Here is a 16,500-nt window from a genome sequence, read left to right on the forward strand (position 1 = left end):
TCGTCCTATGAAGCGGGGCGCTAAAGACTTTTTGATTCCTTTTGGGGCTTAGGCCAAAAGGAATGCAAGCAATCTGTGATTGCGCGCAGTAGAAACAAACGAACGATTATTCAATACAATCTCAAATACTGATTGGCATATTTAATATATTTTCAAATACTCATAGGCATTATTAATATTTGGCTGTATCTGTTTACTTCATAATTCGCAACTTTTCACTATCTTTGCCCTCAATTTTTTTAAAGCAGGTTAATACGCACTATGAGCAAGCGATTTTCAGAATACAATCGGTTTAACTTATCCGATATCAATAAGGAGATATTGGAAAAGTGGGATAAGGAAAATATATTCCAACAGAGTCTGGATGTACGTGCAGGAGCTCCCTCATTCGTTTTTTACGAAGGACCTCCGTCGGCAAACGGCATGCCCGGTATTCACCATGTAATAGCACGTACCGTAAAAGATATTTTCTGCCGTTACAAGACGATGAAAGGCTTTCTTGTAAACCGTAAGGCGGGATGGGATACGCACGGATTACCTGTAGAACTTGCAGTAGAAAAGAAGCTGGGTATAACCAAAGAAGACATAGGGAAGAAAATCTCTGTAAAAGAATATAATGATGCCTGCCGCAAGGAGGTGATGAAATATACCGGAGAGTGGGAAAACCTGACCCGTATCATGGGGTACTGGGTAGATATGAACGATCCGTATGTGACATACGACAGCCGTTATATAGAAACACTTTGGTTTTTACTGAAAGAACTCTATAAGAAAGGATACCTCTATAAAGGCTACACCATACAGCCATACTCGCCTGCTGCGGGTACAGGCCTTAGTACACACGAGCTGAACCAACCGGGTGCCTATCGCGATGTGAAAGACACTACATGTGTAGCACAATTCAAGATAAAATCGCCGAAGGCGGAAATGGCTCAGTTTGGTGATGCCTACTTCCTTGCATGGACGACTACCCCTTGGACATTGCCATCAAATACAGCCTTAGCTGTAGGGGGGGATGTTACTTATGTCGCCGTACAGACATACAATCCGTACACCGGTCAGCCGATGACTGCCGTTATGGCAAAATCGCTTGTGTTCAGCATGTTCAACGAGAAAGCGCAAGATCTGGCTCTTGAAGATTACAAGCAGGGTGATAAACTGATACCGTATAAAATAGTAGGCGAATGGTCGGGCAAAGACCTTGCAGGAATGGAATACGAGCAACTTATCCCTTGGATGAATCCGGGTGAGAATGCCTTTAAAGTATTGGTGGGCGACTTCGTTACCACAGAGGACGGTACAGGTATAGTACACATAGCACCGACATTTGGTGCAGATGATGCCAGAGTAGCCAAAGCCAACGATGTGCCTGCATTGCTTTTGCTGGACAAAGATGGCAATCAGCGCCCTATGGTAGACCTTACAGGCAAATATTTCCGTATAGAAGATCTCGATCCGGAATATGTAAAAGAATATGTAAACGTTGATCTCTATAAAGAATATGCAGGCCGTTATGTAAAAAACGAATATGACGACACATTGCCTGCCGATGCTAATACGTTGGATATAGACCTCAGCGTGATGCTGAAACAGCAAAATCAGGCATTCAAGATAGAGCGTCAGGTGCACAACTATCCACACTGTTGGCGTACCGACAAACCTGTACTTTACTATCCGCTCGATAGTTGGTTTATACGTACAACAGGAGCACGCGAACGTCTGATAGAACTGAATAAGACTATCAACTGGAAACCGGAATCTACCGGTACAGGCCGTTTCGGTAAATGGCTCGAAAACTTGCAGGACTGGAACCTGAGCCGTAGTCGCTACTGGGGTACTCCGCTGCCGATATGGCGCACCGAAGACGGAAAAGAAGAAAAGTGCATAGGTTCCGTAAAAGAACTTTACGAAGAAATGCAGAAGGCTGTCGATGCCGGATTTATGAAAGAAGTACTCTGGAAAGACTTCCAGATAGGAAATCTGGATAAAGCCAACTATGAAAAGATAGACCTTCACCGTCCGTATGTAGACGATATAATACTTGTCTCCGATTCGGGGCAGCCGATGACACGCGAAAAAGACCTTATCGACGTTTGGTTCGATTCGGGAGCAATGCCGTTTGCACAGGTATTCTATCCGAATATCAGTGAAGAGGAGTTCAATAAAGTTTATCCTGCCGACTTCATAGCCGAAGGAGTAGACCAGACTCGCGGCTGGTTCTATACATTACATGCAATCTCTACAATGTTTAAAGATAGCATATCGTTCAAGAATGTTATCTCTAACGGACTTGTACTCGATAAGAACGGCAATAAAATGTCGAAGAGCAAAGGCAATGTTATCAATCCGTTCGAAGCGATAGAACAATACGGTTCCGATCCGCTTCGCTGGTACATGATAACCAATGCCTCGCCTTGGGATAACCTGAAATTTGACATAGAAGGAGTAGAAGAAGTGCGCCGTAAGTTTTTCGGCACACTATACAATACATACTCGTTCTTCGCCTTGTATGCAAATGTCGATGGATTTACATTCAGTGAAGAACTGATCCCTGTAAATGAAAGACCCGAGATAGACCGTTGGATCATATCGTTACTCAATACACTGGTAAAAGATGTGGATGAGAATCTGAATGCTTATGAGCCGACTAAAGCCGGACGTGCAATCTCAGACTTTGTAAACGACAATCTGAGTAACTGGTACGTGCGCCTCAACCGCAAACGTTTCTGGGGTGGAGAGATGACTAAAGATAAATTGTCTGCATATCAGACATTATATACCTGCCTCGAAACTGTGGCTAAACTGATGGCTCCGATATCGCCATTTTATGCCGACAGGCTTTTCCGCGACCTGACAGATGGAATAGGATGTGAAGATATAGCATCTGTTCACCTGACAGACTTCCCTGCTTATGATTCGTCAGTAGTAGATAAACGTTTAGAGGAGCGCATGCAGATAGCGCAGGATATATCGTCGGCAGTATTGGCGCTTCGCCGTAAGGAAAGCATCAAAGTGCGCCAGCCGTTGATGCAGATCATGATACCTGTAATGAATGAAGGTCAGAGACAGGATATAGAAGCCGTTCGCGATCTTATATTGACAGAAGTCAATGTAAAAGAATTGAATTATGTAGATAATGCGGCAGGCATATTAGTAAAGAAGGTTAAACCCGACTTCAAAAAACTAGGGCCGCGTTACGGTAAGATAATGAAACAACTGGCAGCCGAAGTGCAAGCTATGCCACAGGAAGCGATTGCAGCATTCGAAAAAGACGGTAACTACTCATTCGATATAGAAGGACAGACTGCCACTATAGAATTGGCAGATGTGGAAATAATATCGGAAGATATACCGGGATGGTTGGTTGCAAATGCCGGAAAACTGACAGTGGCTTTGGATGTTACTATCACCGACGACCTTCGCAAAGAGGGTATTGCCCGTGAACTAGTAAACCGTATACAAAATATACGTAAATCCGGTGGCCTTGATATAACAGACCGAATCGTTGTAAAAATATCTGACCGGGAGCAGATAAGAGAAACAGTATCAGAATATAACGCCTATATATCATCACAGGTTCTTGCTGATAAAATAGAACTAACAGATGTGAAAAATGGGCAGGAAATAGATATGGATGATTATATTTTGCAAATAGAAATAGCAAAAGTCTGACAAAATAATTATCTTTAAGAAAATATAAACAGGATGTTCAACTTTTAATACCTAAAGTCATGGCAGAAAAAACAAGATACACAGATGAGGAATTGAACGAATTCCGCGATATAATTCTCGAAAAGCTGACAAAAGCAAAAATAGAGTATGATGGACTGAGAGCAGCCATCACTAATGCAGACGGTAATGATGTGACCGATACATCACCTACATTCAAGGTGCTGGAAGAAGGAGCATCTACGCTATCGAAAGAAGAAGCAGGTCGTTTGGCACAACGTCAGATGAAGTTTATACAAAACTTGCAATCGGCTCTGATCCGTATCGAAAACAAAACTTACGGTATTTGCCGCGAAACAGGTAAGCTGATACCGAAGGAACGCTTGCGTGCAGTGCCTCATGCGACATTGAGTATCGAAGCTAAAAACAGCGGAGTAAAATAAAACCAAGAATAACTATGAAGGGAAGAAAAAATAGGCGTGCACACATCTGTTTTTTCTTCACTTTCTTTACGGGATTATATGGACAATAAGAATAGGGGATTAATAGCGATTCTGGTTATAGTTCTGGTTATAATAATAGATCAGGCTTCTAAGATATGGGTAAAAACCCATATGTCTATAGGCGAAAGTGGAATGATAGAGATAGCCAGTTGGTTTAAAATCTATTTTGTAGAAAATCCCGGTATGGCCTTTGGTCTCGAGCTGGGAGGAGAAGGCAACAAGGCCTGGGGTAAATTATTCCTGTCCCTGTTTCGTATAGTAGCCATCATCTTTATCGGTTATTACCTATATACTTTGGTGAAGAAGGGGTATTCCAAAGGCTTTATAGCCTGTATTTCTCTTATACTGGCGGGTGCATTCGGTAATATTATCGACAGTGTATTTTATGGCGTAATCTTCTCCGAGAGTTATGCAGGGCATGTAGCCTCATTTGTACCTATAGGCGAAGGCTATTCGACATGGCTGCATGGCAGGGTTGTAGATATGCTCCAATTCCCTCTGATAGAAAGTACTTTTCCTTCATGGTTCCCTATATGGGGAGGAGAGAATTTTGTATTCTTCAGTCCGATATTCAATATTGCCGATTCGGCTATCACTGTAGGTATTTTTATCCTTCTTATTTTTTATCGTAAGACATTATCAATATCTTTGGAAAAAAAAGATAACGTCTGACCTATGCAGCGCAGTTCCATCTTTATCATAATCACAGCCCTGTTGCTTTTAGGCTCATGTAGCCGGAGGCCAAGCTATGTGTTGTCCGAAAACAAGATGGCAGAAGTATTGTACGACATACAAATAGCACAGGCTATATATAATCGGAGTTCTGAATTCGGCACGAATGAAAAGAAAGATGCTCTGGTTGAAGGTGTACTGAGAAAGCATAAAGTTTCGCAGGCCGAATTGGATTCATCCTTACTCTGGTACTCCGATAATATAGCATATTACGAAGCTATAAACGACTCTGTTGCATCCAGACTGAGTGCCAGCAACAAAAAGATGATGGACAAGTTGAATAAACCGAAAGGAAAAGTACGGAGAACCGATCTTCTTATACCACCATTTTATAATCTGAACACTGTTACTCCTACATTTGCGTTTGATCTGGATTCGTTTAGAATCAAGAAACTGGATTTGTCCAGATTCAATATAAGGTTTGATGTACAGGGATTAAATGCCTTACAGAAAGTGGAGGCGGCCGTTTTCTTTACGTATAAAGATACACTGATAAAGAAAATCGTTCCACTGGATAAAAATGAAAGTTACACATTCAGCAAGCCACATCTGGCAGATAGTTTGTTAAAAGGAGTATCAGGGTATGTTCATCTAAGTGATAGAGGTTATGACCTGCCACTGAATATATCTTTGTATAACATAAGTTATATTGATTCTCTTTCGTCAAATGTTCCGGTACAGGCTCAATCTGATTTACCGGCTCCAACAACGAATAAACCATCTCCCGCAGCCGAATCTGTAAAACCTGTGGAAGCCAAACCTGCAACACCTGCTGCTACTGAGCAGAAAGACAGGAAGCCCACAGCTGCCGAAGAAGAACTAAATAGGATATCAAGAGGTACCCGATAGTAGCGATATAATAATGAAGCGATATTATTCTCACTACACATTTATATATCCCGATATATGCCTGAAGAATCATATCGTTGAGTTGAATGATGACGATAAAATCACGACATATTTTCCGTTCGAAGCAGAAATAGAAAAGACCGAATTTTATTCGGGGTTGTTAATCTTTTTGCCCGACACAGTTTCAGCAACAGATTCTTTAATGAATAGTATTAAGTCCGAAGTTCGTCACCGGTTTACAGAACTAGATATTCCGGACGATCAGCAGGAGATAAATATATTGCAATACCACATTTAGTAGAAATAATATGCCTGTCACCGATAATGTAAAACCTTTAGTATCAGTTATAATGCCGGCGTATAATGCCGCAGGTTATATCGCTGAATCGGTAAGGTCGGTAATGCAGCAAAGTTATGACAGGTGGGAGCTTATAGTCGTAAATGACGGATCGCATGATACTACGGAGGAAATCGTACAGAATCTGCAAAAAGAGGATAATCGTATAAAATATTATTTTCAGGAAAATAAAGGTCAATATACTGCCCGCAATTTAGCATTACAGGTTGCACAAGGTGAATTGGTCGCTTTTCTCGATAGTGATGATATCTGGTTTCCCGATAAACTGGAAGTATCTGTTTCTGAACTTCTTTCTTCAGATCACGATCTATTTTTTACAGACACATATACTTTTTACCAGTTATCAGACCTTGAAGACACCTCCTCTTTAAAGACGTTGGGTGTAAGTACACGTATTTATGAAGGAGAGGCTGCAACTCGTCTTTTTATAGAACAGAACCGCATTCCTATACTTACAGTATTGACAAAACGGGATATATTGATCGAAGCCGGAGGATTCCCCTCTTTTCGTATAGCTGAAGATTATTGCTTATGGCTGGAACTGCTGTTTAGAAAACATAAATTTCGCAGTATTGATACTCCGTTGTCAGCATATCGGTTGAGAGAGCAATCTATAATGGCAGGGGTAAAAAATGAAAGTAAAGAAGTCTTGGATATGATGATGTATCTTTCTTCCGAATATCCACAAATAAGGACGGATTATAAGCGGCAGATAAAGCATTGGCTAAGGCAGTTTATTAAACATCGGTTAGATGATACGAATAGTGATATGCTGAAGCAATACTTTGTATTCTTCAATCAGTCTACAATGCTAATAAAATGTGCATTTTCTTGTCGGAAAGTATTACCTTTATCAGCTTTCCGTAAAATATTGAAAACTGTATTGTAAATGAAAAATCTAGTCTCGGTTGTTATCCCTTGCTATAATTCGGCTGCTACAGTGGGCGAAACTATAGATTCTGTTATCGGACAGACATATAACAATATTGAGATTGTATTAGTCAATGACGGATCGCCCGATAATATAGAAGAGGTTGTAAAGCCATATTTGGAAAAGTATAGTAGTATAAAATACACAAAACAAGAAAACAAAGGTTTAGCCGGAGCTCGCAATACCGGGGCTAAACTAGCTACAGGACAATATTTCCTTTTTCTGGATTCGGATGACCTAATAGCTCCCGCTTATATCGAAAAATGTGTTGATGTGCTGGATAACAGACCGGATGTAAAGCTTGTTTATTCCAATGGCTGGATGTTTGGAGCCATAAAGAAGAAATGGAAATTCTCTAAATATAACTTTAGTGAATTGATAATGATGAATACGATTCATGCATCAGCACTAATGCGGAGCGAAGATTTCTACAAAGCCGGAATGTATGACGAAAAGCTCAGAATTTATGAAGATTGGAATTTGTGGATTGGTATGCTGAAAGATGGTGGAGATGTGGTTTTGCTTTCCGAGCTATTATTCTATTACAGAAAACATGAGGATAAGTCTTCATTGACAGATAGCAGAGAGAAAAATGCTACATTCGAGAGAGAAAACCGTCAGCGGGTATATGATAATTATAGAGAATTATATCTTAAAGAGTTTGGTACCGAGATAGATATGATCGAAATGATTTGTGTCCAACATAGAGTTATTGAACGGTATAAAAGGAAAGCAGGCAAATGGTATCGCAAACTGTTTCGCTTCTGATACTCAACCATTAAAATAAATAAGGATAATGAATATAGTTATAGACTGCGAACGCATGAAGTACCCCAATACGGGACTGTATACCTTTGGTGATAAGTTTTCCCATGCTATCAATAGTGTAATTTCACCCGAAGATAATATCTCTTTCTATATAGATCGCCGCACAGGAAAGTTTATGGGCGAAGATGCCCGATATATAGAGAAGCGTTTAATCGATAAATTATTGCCTGTTCCTGTGAAAAGTCTGGATATATGGCATACCACATATCAGTTGTCCAAATATATAGGAGGCAGTAAGAATACGAAGAATGTACTGACTGTGCATGACCTCAACTTTTTGTACGAAAAAACTTCGCCTTCGGATATCGTGAGATATACCAAGAAGCACCAGAAACGCATAGACAGGGCAGATTATATTGTTGCTATTTCGGAGTTTGCAAAAAAGGATATTCTGGAACACCTTGATGTAAAGGGAAAGCCTGTTATCGCCATTCATAACGGATGTATCCTGCCCGAATATGACGATTTCGATGCCCCATTATACAGACCTCAGAGACCTTATATACTGGCTATAGGAACTGTAGTTCCTAAGAAGAATTTTCATGTATTACCTGCAATATTGAAGAACAATGATTACGAGCTTATAATTGCAGGGATAAAAAGTGACTATGTGGCGAAGATAGAAGACGAAGCCCGGCGGCATAATGTAGAAGACCGCGTAAAGATAATAGGAGCTATATCCGATGCCGAGAAGTATTGGTATCTTAAAAACTGCCTGGCCTTTGCATTTCCATCGCTTGCGGAAGGGTTCGGTATGCCGGTGCTTGAAGCTATGCGTTTTGGGAAGCCTGTTTTTATTTCCAATCTGACATCGTTACCTGAAATAGGTGGGAAGTATGCCTATTATTTCGAGAACTTCGATCCCGAATATATGCAAGGCATTTTCGAGAAAGGAATGGAAGATTATATAGCTGATAAAGATAAGGCTGAACTGATAAAACAACATGCTTTCTCATTTAATTGGGAGAATTGTGCAAGAAAATACTATCAGGTTTATCAAAGTTTACTGTAACAGATAATGGGAACGAATAAGGATTGTATTATAGTTTTCCCTGTTTACAGATCTATTCATCAATGGGAAAAAGAATGTCTGGAGCAAGCTGTGGCTATGACTGAGGGATACCAGAAGGTATTTATAGCCCCGTCTTCTATGATATTTGACGATTCATTCGGTAATCTGTCTGATACAGATGTTGTCCGGTTTCCAGATGAATATTTCTCGGGAATAAGCGGCTATAATAAATTGATGCTTTCCATCGAATTCTATCAGGCTTTTGCCGATTACAGATATTTATTGATACATCAAACCGACGCTTATTTGTTTAAGTCCGAATTGGATTATTGGTGTAATAAAGATTATGACTATATCGGTGCTCCTTGGTTCAAACCGCATAAGCTAACGAAGACACGCATCTATAATTTTCTCTTACGCTATTTTCCTTTCTTGTACTCTGATTCGGCAGAACGGCGACATCGGGTATATAATAATGTCGGTAACGGGGGACTATCTTTACGTAAAATATCATCTTTCATATCAGTGCTGAACTCTGTTCCTGCACATATATTGGATAAGTACAAAGACATTCAGCAAACCGATTATAATGAAGATGTATTCTGGGGGGTGGAAGCGGTAAAGATCAACAAATCCTTTAAGAAACCTGGTTGGCGCGAAGCTTTGACTTTCTCATTTGAAGAATATCCTTCAACTGCTTATGAGATGAATGACAAACAACTCCCATTTGGCTGCCACGCCTTTAACGTTCATGAAACTGAATTCTGGAAGCAATTTATACCTCCTCTTTCACATTATCCTGATTGCGATCGCGATTAAGGCACAGGGTCGTACCCATGTCCTCCCCACGGATGACAGCGTGCTATACGTTTTGTCGCCAGCCAAAAGCCTTTAAAAGGTCCATGCTTTTTTATAGCCTGTATTGCATATTCCGAGCAGGTAGGAGTATAACGGCACGATGGCGGCAGCATAGGGGATATACTGTATTTGTAGAAATACACAGGTAACAATAATATCCATGACAATAGCTTTTTCATCCCTCTTTATTTTTACCCGATTTTTCGGTCAGAACAGTTATTGTTTTCAATATAGACTTTTCTATCTCATTATACGTTGGTAGTTCATTCTTTAGATAAAGGAATGCTATATCCATCTTTTTCCCATTCTGAAATAACAAATCCGAAAAATGAGCTTTATTTAAACGAAAAGCCTCCCTTACCAGCCTTTTCACACGATTTCGTTTTACCGCCCGCTTAAATTTCTTTTTAGATACACTGATCAGAATGGTAGCATGTCTGTTCTGCTCGTTCTCTTCATCCTCTATATAATATACTACACGCAGAGGATAAGCAATAAAAGACTCCCCTTCCGAAAAAAGCCTGTCGATAGATTTTGTACTGCACAGCCTTTCTTCTTTCGAAAAAGTTCTTTTATGATTTGTATCTGCTTCTGCCATCCTCTATAGATAAAAATAGTCTACAAAGATACATCAATATCTCAGTATCTTTCTTATTCACTTCTTTGTTTCGGGTATCATTATTACATAAAATAGATTCTTTTATTATCGAAAAATGTTAAATTTTCCAGAAGTTTGGTTTTTATTGTAACTAATCCTGATAAAAGGGCGTCATATATCTGAAACAACAAATATGGAAAATTTTAAACGAATTAGATTATGAGCCCACGATTAACCCTTCTGATTATATTACTTCTACTGGCAATTTCAGCACAATCGCAAGTTAAAATATCAGGTACTGTTGTAGATACGGAAACCAAAGATGCAATAGAGTTTGCCAACATAGCATTACTCAAGTCAGACTCTACCTTCGTGTCGGGTGCTTCGTCTGATATGAAAGGACTTTTTGCTTTCAATAATATTCCGTCCGGCGACTATATAGTATCGGCAGCCTTTGTAGGATATGGTAAAAAATACATTCCGTTGAATCGCGTCGAAGGAAATACCGATCTGGGAAATATAGACCTAAGCCACTCGGCTGTAGCACTGAAAGATGTCACAGTAACAGCCAGTGCAGTGATACAGAAACCTGACCGCAAGATAATAATGCCGACTGAGAATCAGATAAAGGCTTCGAATAATGGCGTTACACTGCTGCGTAACCTGCAACTGTCGCGTATTGTAATCAATCCGATAAATAATACGATCACCGTTCCCGATGGCAAAGCTGTACAACTGCGTATCAATGGCGTTGAGGTTACCAGTGCAGAAGTGGTTGCCTTGCAGCCTGCCGACATCATACGTATCGAGTACCATGACGAGCCGGGTATGCGATATGGCGATGCTGCTGCTGTTATAGATTACATAACCCTCCGTAAGGAATCGGGCGGAAGTGTGTCTGCTAATCTGGGAAATGTATTTTATGATATGGACTGGGGCGAAAACTTTGTTTCAGCCAAAGTCAATCATAAGAAATCGGAATTCGGAGTGAATAGCTACTGGTCTCGCAGAGGTATAAACTGGACGCGAGAGAATACCGAAACTTTTAATTTTCCGGATAAAACACTGGAGCGTAAAGAAGAGGGAGAACCTACCCGTTTTAAGACCAACAGGGTTAATACAGCACTCAATTATAGCTTGCAGGAACCGGATAAGTATCTGTTCAATGCGACATTAAGATATAACTACGAATATACACCAAATGAATTTTCGGACAGGAAAAGCGTTATCTATTCATCCGACAATGATAATCCATTGTCGATACTCGATCATACAACGTGGAAGAATGTTACTCCGTCTTTAGACCTTTATTATCAGCACAATCTGAAAAACGAGCAGATAGTCATATTCAATGCTGTAGGTACGTATATAGATTCCCGTTCGTCACGTCTCTATCAGGAGCACAGGCAGAATCAACTGAATACTGACATATATTCGTTAGTGCTGGGTGATAAATATTCCCTTATTGGGGAAGGTATATACGAGAAAACCTTCAAGACCGGAAAATTGTCCGCAGGGCTGAAACATACACAAAGCTATACCAGCAACGAATATAGTGGTAATGTATCTACCGATATAGGTCTTAATTTTGCCGAGACTTACGGGTATGCCGAATATCAGTTGCGTAAAGGCAAATTCAACTACTCGTTGGGTGTAGGGGTAATGCGCTCTTACAATAGTCAGGGAGACGACAGTAATGAAAAGTATATTTTTCGTCCTACGCTGCGCATAGCATATAATATCAACGATAACGCATATGTACGCCTGCATAGTTACATATCGGGCTATTCACCCTCGTTGTCGGATCTTAACAATGTAGTGCAAGCTATAGATTCATTACAAATACGAAAAGGTAATCCGGCTCTTAAAACAGTTATGTTTTCTTCCAGTACGCTGAATGCCGGATATAACAAGGGGATGTTCGGAGCAGAATTTTTCATGAGATACACTTACGATCACAAGCCTATTATGGAACAAATAAGCTTTGGTATAGAGGGGCTTGAAGAGGGAAAGTTTATCCGCACCAACATCAACCAGAAAGGATTTCATCGCCTGAATATGCAGTTGTCTCTGAAATTTAAGCCTTGGAAAGACTATATTACACTAAGTGTCTCGCCCGGACTGAACCGTTATATAAGTGAGGGCAATACATTCACGCATACTTATAACAACTGGCGTGTGCCTGTAAATCTGACACTCAACTATAAGCGTTGGTCAGTTAGTGGAGAATGGCATCCTCGCTGGAACAATTATTGGGGAGAAACACTCAATATAGGCGAAGAGATACACATTGTATCGGCAGGCTATAATGCTCCTAAATGGTCTCTGAATCTGGTAATGTTCAATCCTTTCTCTAGTGAATATACACAAGGTAGCCGCAACCAGTCGGTACTGGCTCCGAATATATCGAATGTATATACTACTAATCTGAAACGTATACTGATGGTTAACTTTTCACTGAATCTCAATTTCGGTCGTCAGTATAAAGCAGGAGATAAGCGTATGAATAACAACGACTCGGATGCCGGAATAATGAAGGGTACGAAATAGGATAAAATTGTTTAAAACTAAAAAGTAACGAAGTAATAAAAACAATACACATTTATTACTTCGTTACTTTTTTGTTATTTATGTGAATTATGTGCTGCTAATACCACAAGACATAATTACTGTTATTTAGTGTTATCGCTATTTTTTATCATGGAGTGATTAATTATTTTTGTTAAGAGTCTGTTTTAATTTTATTCATTCAGATTTTTAGAGCCATTTTGGGAATAATTTATTCTTTTTTGAGGTGATAATAGCGGGCTATTTAAGCCGATAAAAGAGATAAATTAAACCAAAAGAGCCTGAAAATGAATGAAAAAGAATCTGTAATAAAATATTTTGGTAAAATTTAAACAGACTCTAAGTTTAGTATAACAGATTGTATTTTCCCTGCGGTTCTTTATCTATAGGACAGGAAGAGGTTATAAGTTATAAATTGGTCCGATTGGAAAATGTAACAAAGAATAAAAACAAGGAAAATTGACTCCTTCTTGCTCTGTCGAACGTTGTTTCATTACCGTCGTTACTTTTTAGTTAAAATTATTTCACGCAAAGACGCGAAAAAGAGAATACAAGCTTGTAGAAGGGTCTGTCAAATTTTGACACGTACTCAGAAATCGGATAAACGAGCAGACACATAGGTCAGCCCTTACGGCAGAAAATGTAACAGAGAATAAAAAATAATACAAAAGCATTACCTTCGTTACATTTTAGTTAAAATTTTAGTTGCCTCCTGCTTTAGCTGGAGGATAAAAAGATGAAAAGGCGGAAGGCTTTAGCCGAATACTTTGACTAAAGTCATTTTCAGATAGACTTACAGCTCCACGACTTAAAGGTCTTGGCAACTAAAAAAGTAATGAAAATTAAAAACAATGCAAAAGCATTACCGTCATTACTTTTTAGTTAAAATTTTAGTTGCCTCCTGCTTTGGCTGGAGGATAAAAGGATGAAAAGGCGGAAGGCTTTAGCCGAATACTTTGACTAAAGTCATTTTCAGATAGTCTTACAGCTCCACGACTTAAAAGTCGTGGCAACTAAAAAAGTAATGAAAATTAAAAACAATGCAAAAACGTTACATTCGTTACATTTTAGTTAAAATTTTAGTTACCTCCTGCTTTGGCTGGAGGATAAAAGGATGAAAAGGCGGAAGGCTTTAGCCGAATACTTTGACTAAAGTCATTTTCAGATAGACTTACAGCTCCACGACTTAAAGGTCTTGGCAACTAAAAAAGTAATGAAAATTAAAAACAATGCAAAAGCATTACCGTCATTACTTTTTAGTTAAAATTTTAGTTGCCTCCTGCTTTGGCTGGAGGATAAAAGGATGAAAAGGCGGAAGGCTTTAGCCGAATACTTTGACTAAAGTCATTTTCAGATAGTCTTACAGCTCCACGACTTGAAAGTCGTGGCAACTAAAAAAGTAATGAAAATTAAAAACAATGCAAAAACGTTACATTCGTTACATTTTAGTTAAAATTTCAAATTGGTAATTATTTAAACTTTTAATTTTTATAAATAATGAGATTCCGGTTCAGACTTATTGCATTCATTATATTGGCATTACTTGTTTTGGTATGCGGGTATCAGGTGTACTGGCTCTTAAATTTCCACAACGAGCAATACCACAAGATGGAACTGGCAATAATGAACTCTATGAGCAACGCCGATTTTAAGGAGATCGCATTGAGAATAACTGATGTTCACAAACTATTGGAACTTGACAGTATTCCACCACAGAACCAAAACGGCGTGATGACCAACCCAAGCTATAAAATGCCGGATGTAGTAGTACGTATAGAGAGTAAAAAGAATGGGGTAAATATATGGAGTAACGCAGAGCAAATGAACATTTCGGTTCAACAGGGCTTTCATAGAACAATAGATTCTCTGAAAGAGGTGAATGTAGTCCGTTTCGATAGTATATTGCACGCCGAATTGTCTTTGTTGGATATAAACATACCCTATTATCTGGAATATGTAGATATTGTCAATGACTCTGTGTTAATGCGTTTACCGGATAGTATCTCTACTACCGAAAGACTAAAGTATGAAGAGTATATATTTCCTTTTACAGAAAATAATACTCAGGCTTATCATCTGTATCTGAAACAACCAAAGTGGCATATATTCAAAAGCATGACCGGACTGGTATGTGTTTCTGCACTGATGATCGTCCTCCTTATAATATCATATATCTATCTGCTCAAAATCATTCTGAGACAGAAAACCATAGATGAGATAAAGAGCGATTTTATAAACAATATGACACACGAGCTGAAAACCCCGATATCGGTTACTTATGCGGCTGTGGATGCCATGCAGAATTTCGGCATGGGAGACGAGCCGGAGAAACGGAACAAATACCTGACTGTATCGAAGGAACAACTGACCTACCTGAATAGCCTTGTGGAACAGATACTGACCATGTCGGTAGAAGAGCGAAAAAACCTCAAGATAACTCCTGAAAAAATTTACATATCAGCTATTTTCGAAAAGCAAAAAAGCCAGTTCTTGCTAAACTCCGCAAAACCGGTTACATTCACTATCGACATTGAGTCTGAGGGCTTAGCAATAGAGGGCGACAGGCTTCATTTCGGTAATGTGATCAGCAACCTTATCGAAAATGCCATAAAATATTCAGGTGAAAGTGTAGATATAAAACTTTCGGCTTACCGGAAAGGGGACACGACCATTATATCTGTTTGCGATAATGGGATAGGAATTCCACAAAATTTGCAGGATAAGATATTCGACAAGTTTTACAGAGTATCGAAAGGTAATATACATGACGTAAAGGGCTACGGGCTGGGCTTGTATTATGTAAAAACCATTATAGACAAACACAATTGGAAAATAGAAATAGAAAGTACGGAAGGACAAGGCTCCTGCTTTAATATAATAATCATATGAAGATAAAAGTATTACTGGTAGAGGACGAGCCGTCTCTGGCTATGATCATAAAAGATTCTCTCGAGAAAAGGGAATTTACAGTCGATTGTGCATCCAATGGCAATGAAGGGTTGGAAATGTTCCATAAAATGAAACCCGACATTGTTGTTGCCGATATTATGATGCCTAAACTGGACGGATTCAGCATGACACAGCTAATAAGGCAAAGCGACAAGCATACTCCCGTATTGTTTCTGAGTGCAAAGTCGCGGACGGACGATGTTGTACAGGGTTTTGAGATCGGCGGGAACGATTATCTGAAAAAGCCTTTCGGTATGGAAGAGCTTATTGTACGCATCAAAGCGCTTCTCAATCGCATGCAGCAACAAGCACCTCAGAACAAAATATATGAGATCGGACAATACACCTTTGACTCTCTTTCGCAAAAGCTCTCCCATCCACAAAAAGAAGAGATGCTCTCGCATCGCGAAACAGCCATACTGGAAAGGTTATGTTCGAATCAGAATAACATAGTGGAGAACAAAGTCATATTGCTGGAACTATGGGGCGACGATAGCTTCTTCAATACCCGCAGCCTGCATGTCTTTATAGTCAAGCTGCGTAAAAAACTCGCTTTGGACAGTAAGATACAGATCATTAACATCAGGGGAATCGGATATAAGATGATATTTTAGGCGGTCTTTTCCAAACCGGTCTACAAAAACA

14 protein-coding genes are annotated in these 16,500 nt (G+C 39.5%); 12 read left to right on the forward strand and 2 right to left on the reverse strand.

Features of this window, described 5'->3' with window-relative positions:
• Window positions 1–261 precede the first annotated feature (261 nt).
• From ileS to M2448_RS12505, 9 genes are all read left to right on the forward strand, one after another.
• Entirely contained in the window at window positions 262–3,672 is a 3,411-nt protein-coding gene (gene ileS, locus M2448_RS12465; RefSeq protein ID WP_280646468.1) for an isoleucine--tRNA ligase, read from the forward strand.
• A 59-nt stretch (window positions 3,673–3,731) separates the two neighbouring features.
• Window positions 3,732–4,112, forward strand: a complete 381-nt coding sequence (locus M2448_RS12470) for a TraR/DksA C4-type zinc finger protein (protein ID WP_280646467.1) — start codon at window positions 3,732–3,734, stop codon at window positions 4,110–4,112.
• Between the two features lie 78 nt (window positions 4,113–4,190).
• Window positions 4,191–4,844 carry a lipoprotein signal peptidase gene (locus M2448_RS12475; protein ID WP_280646466.1) on the forward strand — a complete coding sequence of 218 codons (654 nt, stop codon included), beginning with the start codon at window positions 4,191–4,193 and terminating at the stop codon, window positions 4,842–4,844.
• Between the two features lie 3 nt (window positions 4,845–4,847).
• On the forward strand, window positions 4,848–5,753 hold the full coding sequence (locus M2448_RS12480) for a DUF4296 domain-containing protein (protein WP_280646465.1): 906 nt from the start codon (window positions 4,848–4,850) through the stop codon (window positions 5,751–5,753).
• 13 nt (window positions 5,754–5,766) lie between these two features.
• Complete coding sequence (locus M2448_RS12485) at window positions 5,767–6,051, forward strand: hypothetical protein (protein ID WP_280646464.1); 285 nt, start codon at window positions 5,767–5,769, stop codon at window positions 6,049–6,051.
• Window positions 6,052–6,061: 10 nt separating this feature from the next.
• Window positions 6,062–7,000, forward strand: a complete 939-nt coding sequence (locus M2448_RS12490) for a glycosyltransferase family 2 protein (protein ID WP_280646463.1) — start codon at window positions 6,062–6,064, stop codon at window positions 6,998–7,000.
• Entirely contained in the window at window positions 7,001–7,810 is an 810-nt protein-coding gene (locus M2448_RS12495; protein WP_280646462.1) for a glycosyltransferase, read from the forward strand.
• A 28-nt stretch (window positions 7,811–7,838) separates the two neighbouring features.
• The gene (locus tag M2448_RS12500; RefSeq protein ID WP_280646461.1) at window positions 7,839–8,882 is read left to right on the forward strand and encodes a glycosyltransferase family 1 protein; all 1,044 of its coding nucleotides are present in this window, start codon (window positions 7,839–7,841) and stop codon (window positions 8,880–8,882) included.
• A gap of 6 nt (window positions 8,883–8,888) precedes the next feature.
• Window positions 8,889–9,701, forward strand: coding sequence for a DUF5672 family protein (locus M2448_RS12505; RefSeq protein WP_280646460.1), 813 nt, complete (start codon window positions 8,889–8,891; stop codon window positions 9,699–9,701).
• Here the strand turns inward: M2448_RS12505 and yidD are convergent.
• Window positions 9,698–9,919 (reverse strand): membrane protein insertion efficiency factor YidD, encoded by a 222-nt coding sequence (yidD, locus tag M2448_RS12510; RefSeq protein WP_280646459.1) that lies wholly within the window; start codon window positions 9,917–9,919, stop codon window positions 9,698–9,700. The genes M2448_RS12505 and yidD overlap by 4 nt on opposite strands.
• Window positions 9,916–10,338 (reverse strand): ribonuclease P protein component, encoded by a 423-nt coding sequence (gene rnpA, locus M2448_RS12515; RefSeq protein WP_280646458.1) that lies wholly within the window; start codon window positions 10,336–10,338, stop codon window positions 9,916–9,918. The genes yidD and rnpA overlap by 4 nt, the downstream gene beginning before the upstream one ends.
• A 219-nt stretch (window positions 10,339–10,557) precedes the next feature.
• Between rnpA and M2448_RS12520 the strand changes: the two genes are divergently transcribed.
• The 3 genes from M2448_RS12520 (at window position 10,558) to M2448_RS12530 (ending at window position 16,469) form a co-directional block, all read left to right on the forward strand.
• A complete protein-coding gene (locus M2448_RS12520) occupies window positions 10,558–12,888 on the forward strand; it encodes a carboxypeptidase-like regulatory domain-containing protein (RefSeq protein ID WP_280646457.1) in 2,331 nt (776 codons plus the stop codon).
• A 1,515-nt stretch (window positions 12,889–14,403) separates the two neighbouring features.
• The gene (locus M2448_RS12525; RefSeq protein ID WP_280646456.1) at window positions 14,404–15,795 is read left to right on the forward strand and encodes a HAMP domain-containing sensor histidine kinase; all 1,392 of its coding nucleotides are present in this window, start codon (window positions 14,404–14,406) and stop codon (window positions 15,793–15,795) included.
• Entirely contained in the window at window positions 15,792–16,469 is a 678-nt protein-coding gene (locus M2448_RS12530) for a response regulator transcription factor (RefSeq protein ID WP_280646455.1), read from the forward strand. Before M2448_RS12525 ends, M2448_RS12530 begins: the two co-directional genes overlap by 4 nt.
• Window positions 16,470–16,500 lie beyond the last annotated feature (31 nt).

Origin of the sequence: Dysgonomonas sp. PF1-14, from assembly GCF_029892965.1 — a bacterium.
Classification (GTDB): Bacteria; Bacteroidota; Bacteroidia; order Bacteroidales; family Dysgonomonadaceae; genus Dysgonomonas.

Excerpts from the sequence above, each read along its gene's own strand:
- M2448_RS12505 (WP_280646460.1), top strand. The coding sequence starts at position 8,889 with ATGGGAACGAATAAGGATTGTATTATAGTTTTCCCTGTTTACAGATCT.
- M2448_RS12520 (WP_280646457.1), top strand. The coding sequence starts at position 10,558 with ATGAGCCCACGATTAACCCTTCTGATTATATTACTTCTACTGGCAATT.
- rnpA (WP_280646458.1), bottom strand. The coding sequence starts at position 10,338 with ATGGCAGAAGCAGATACAAATCATAAAAGAACTTTTTCGAAAGAAGAA.
- M2448_RS12480 (WP_280646465.1), top strand. The coding sequence starts at position 4,848 with ATGCAGCGCAGTTCCATCTTTATCATAATCACAGCCCTGTTGCTTTTA.
- ileS (WP_280646468.1), top strand. The coding sequence starts at position 262 with ATGAGCAAGCGATTTTCAGAATACAATCGGTTTAACTTATCCGATATC.
- M2448_RS12525 (WP_280646456.1), top strand. The coding sequence starts at position 14,404 with ATGAGATTCCGGTTCAGACTTATTGCATTCATTATATTGGCATTACTT.
- M2448_RS12485 (WP_280646464.1), top strand. The coding sequence starts at position 5,767 with ATGAAGCGATATTATTCTCACTACACATTTATATATCCCGATATATGC.
- M2448_RS12490 (WP_280646463.1), top strand. The coding sequence starts at position 6,062 with ATGCCTGTCACCGATAATGTAAAACCTTTAGTATCAGTTATAATGCCG.
- M2448_RS12500 (WP_280646461.1), top strand. The coding sequence starts at position 7,839 with ATGAATATAGTTATAGACTGCGAACGCATGAAGTACCCCAATACGGGA.
- yidD (WP_280646459.1), bottom strand. The coding sequence starts at position 9,919 with ATGAAAAAGCTATTGTCATGGATATTATTGTTACCTGTGTATTTCTAC.
- M2448_RS12470 (WP_280646467.1), top strand. The coding sequence starts at position 3,732 with ATGGCAGAAAAAACAAGATACACAGATGAGGAATTGAACGAATTCCGC.
- M2448_RS12495 (WP_280646462.1), top strand. The coding sequence starts at position 7,001 with ATGAAAAATCTAGTCTCGGTTGTTATCCCTTGCTATAATTCGGCTGCT.
- M2448_RS12475 (WP_280646466.1), top strand. The coding sequence starts at position 4,191 with ATGGACAATAAGAATAGGGGATTAATAGCGATTCTGGTTATAGTTCTG.
- M2448_RS12530 (WP_280646455.1), top strand. The coding sequence starts at position 15,792 with ATGAAGATAAAAGTATTACTGGTAGAGGACGAGCCGTCTCTGGCTATG.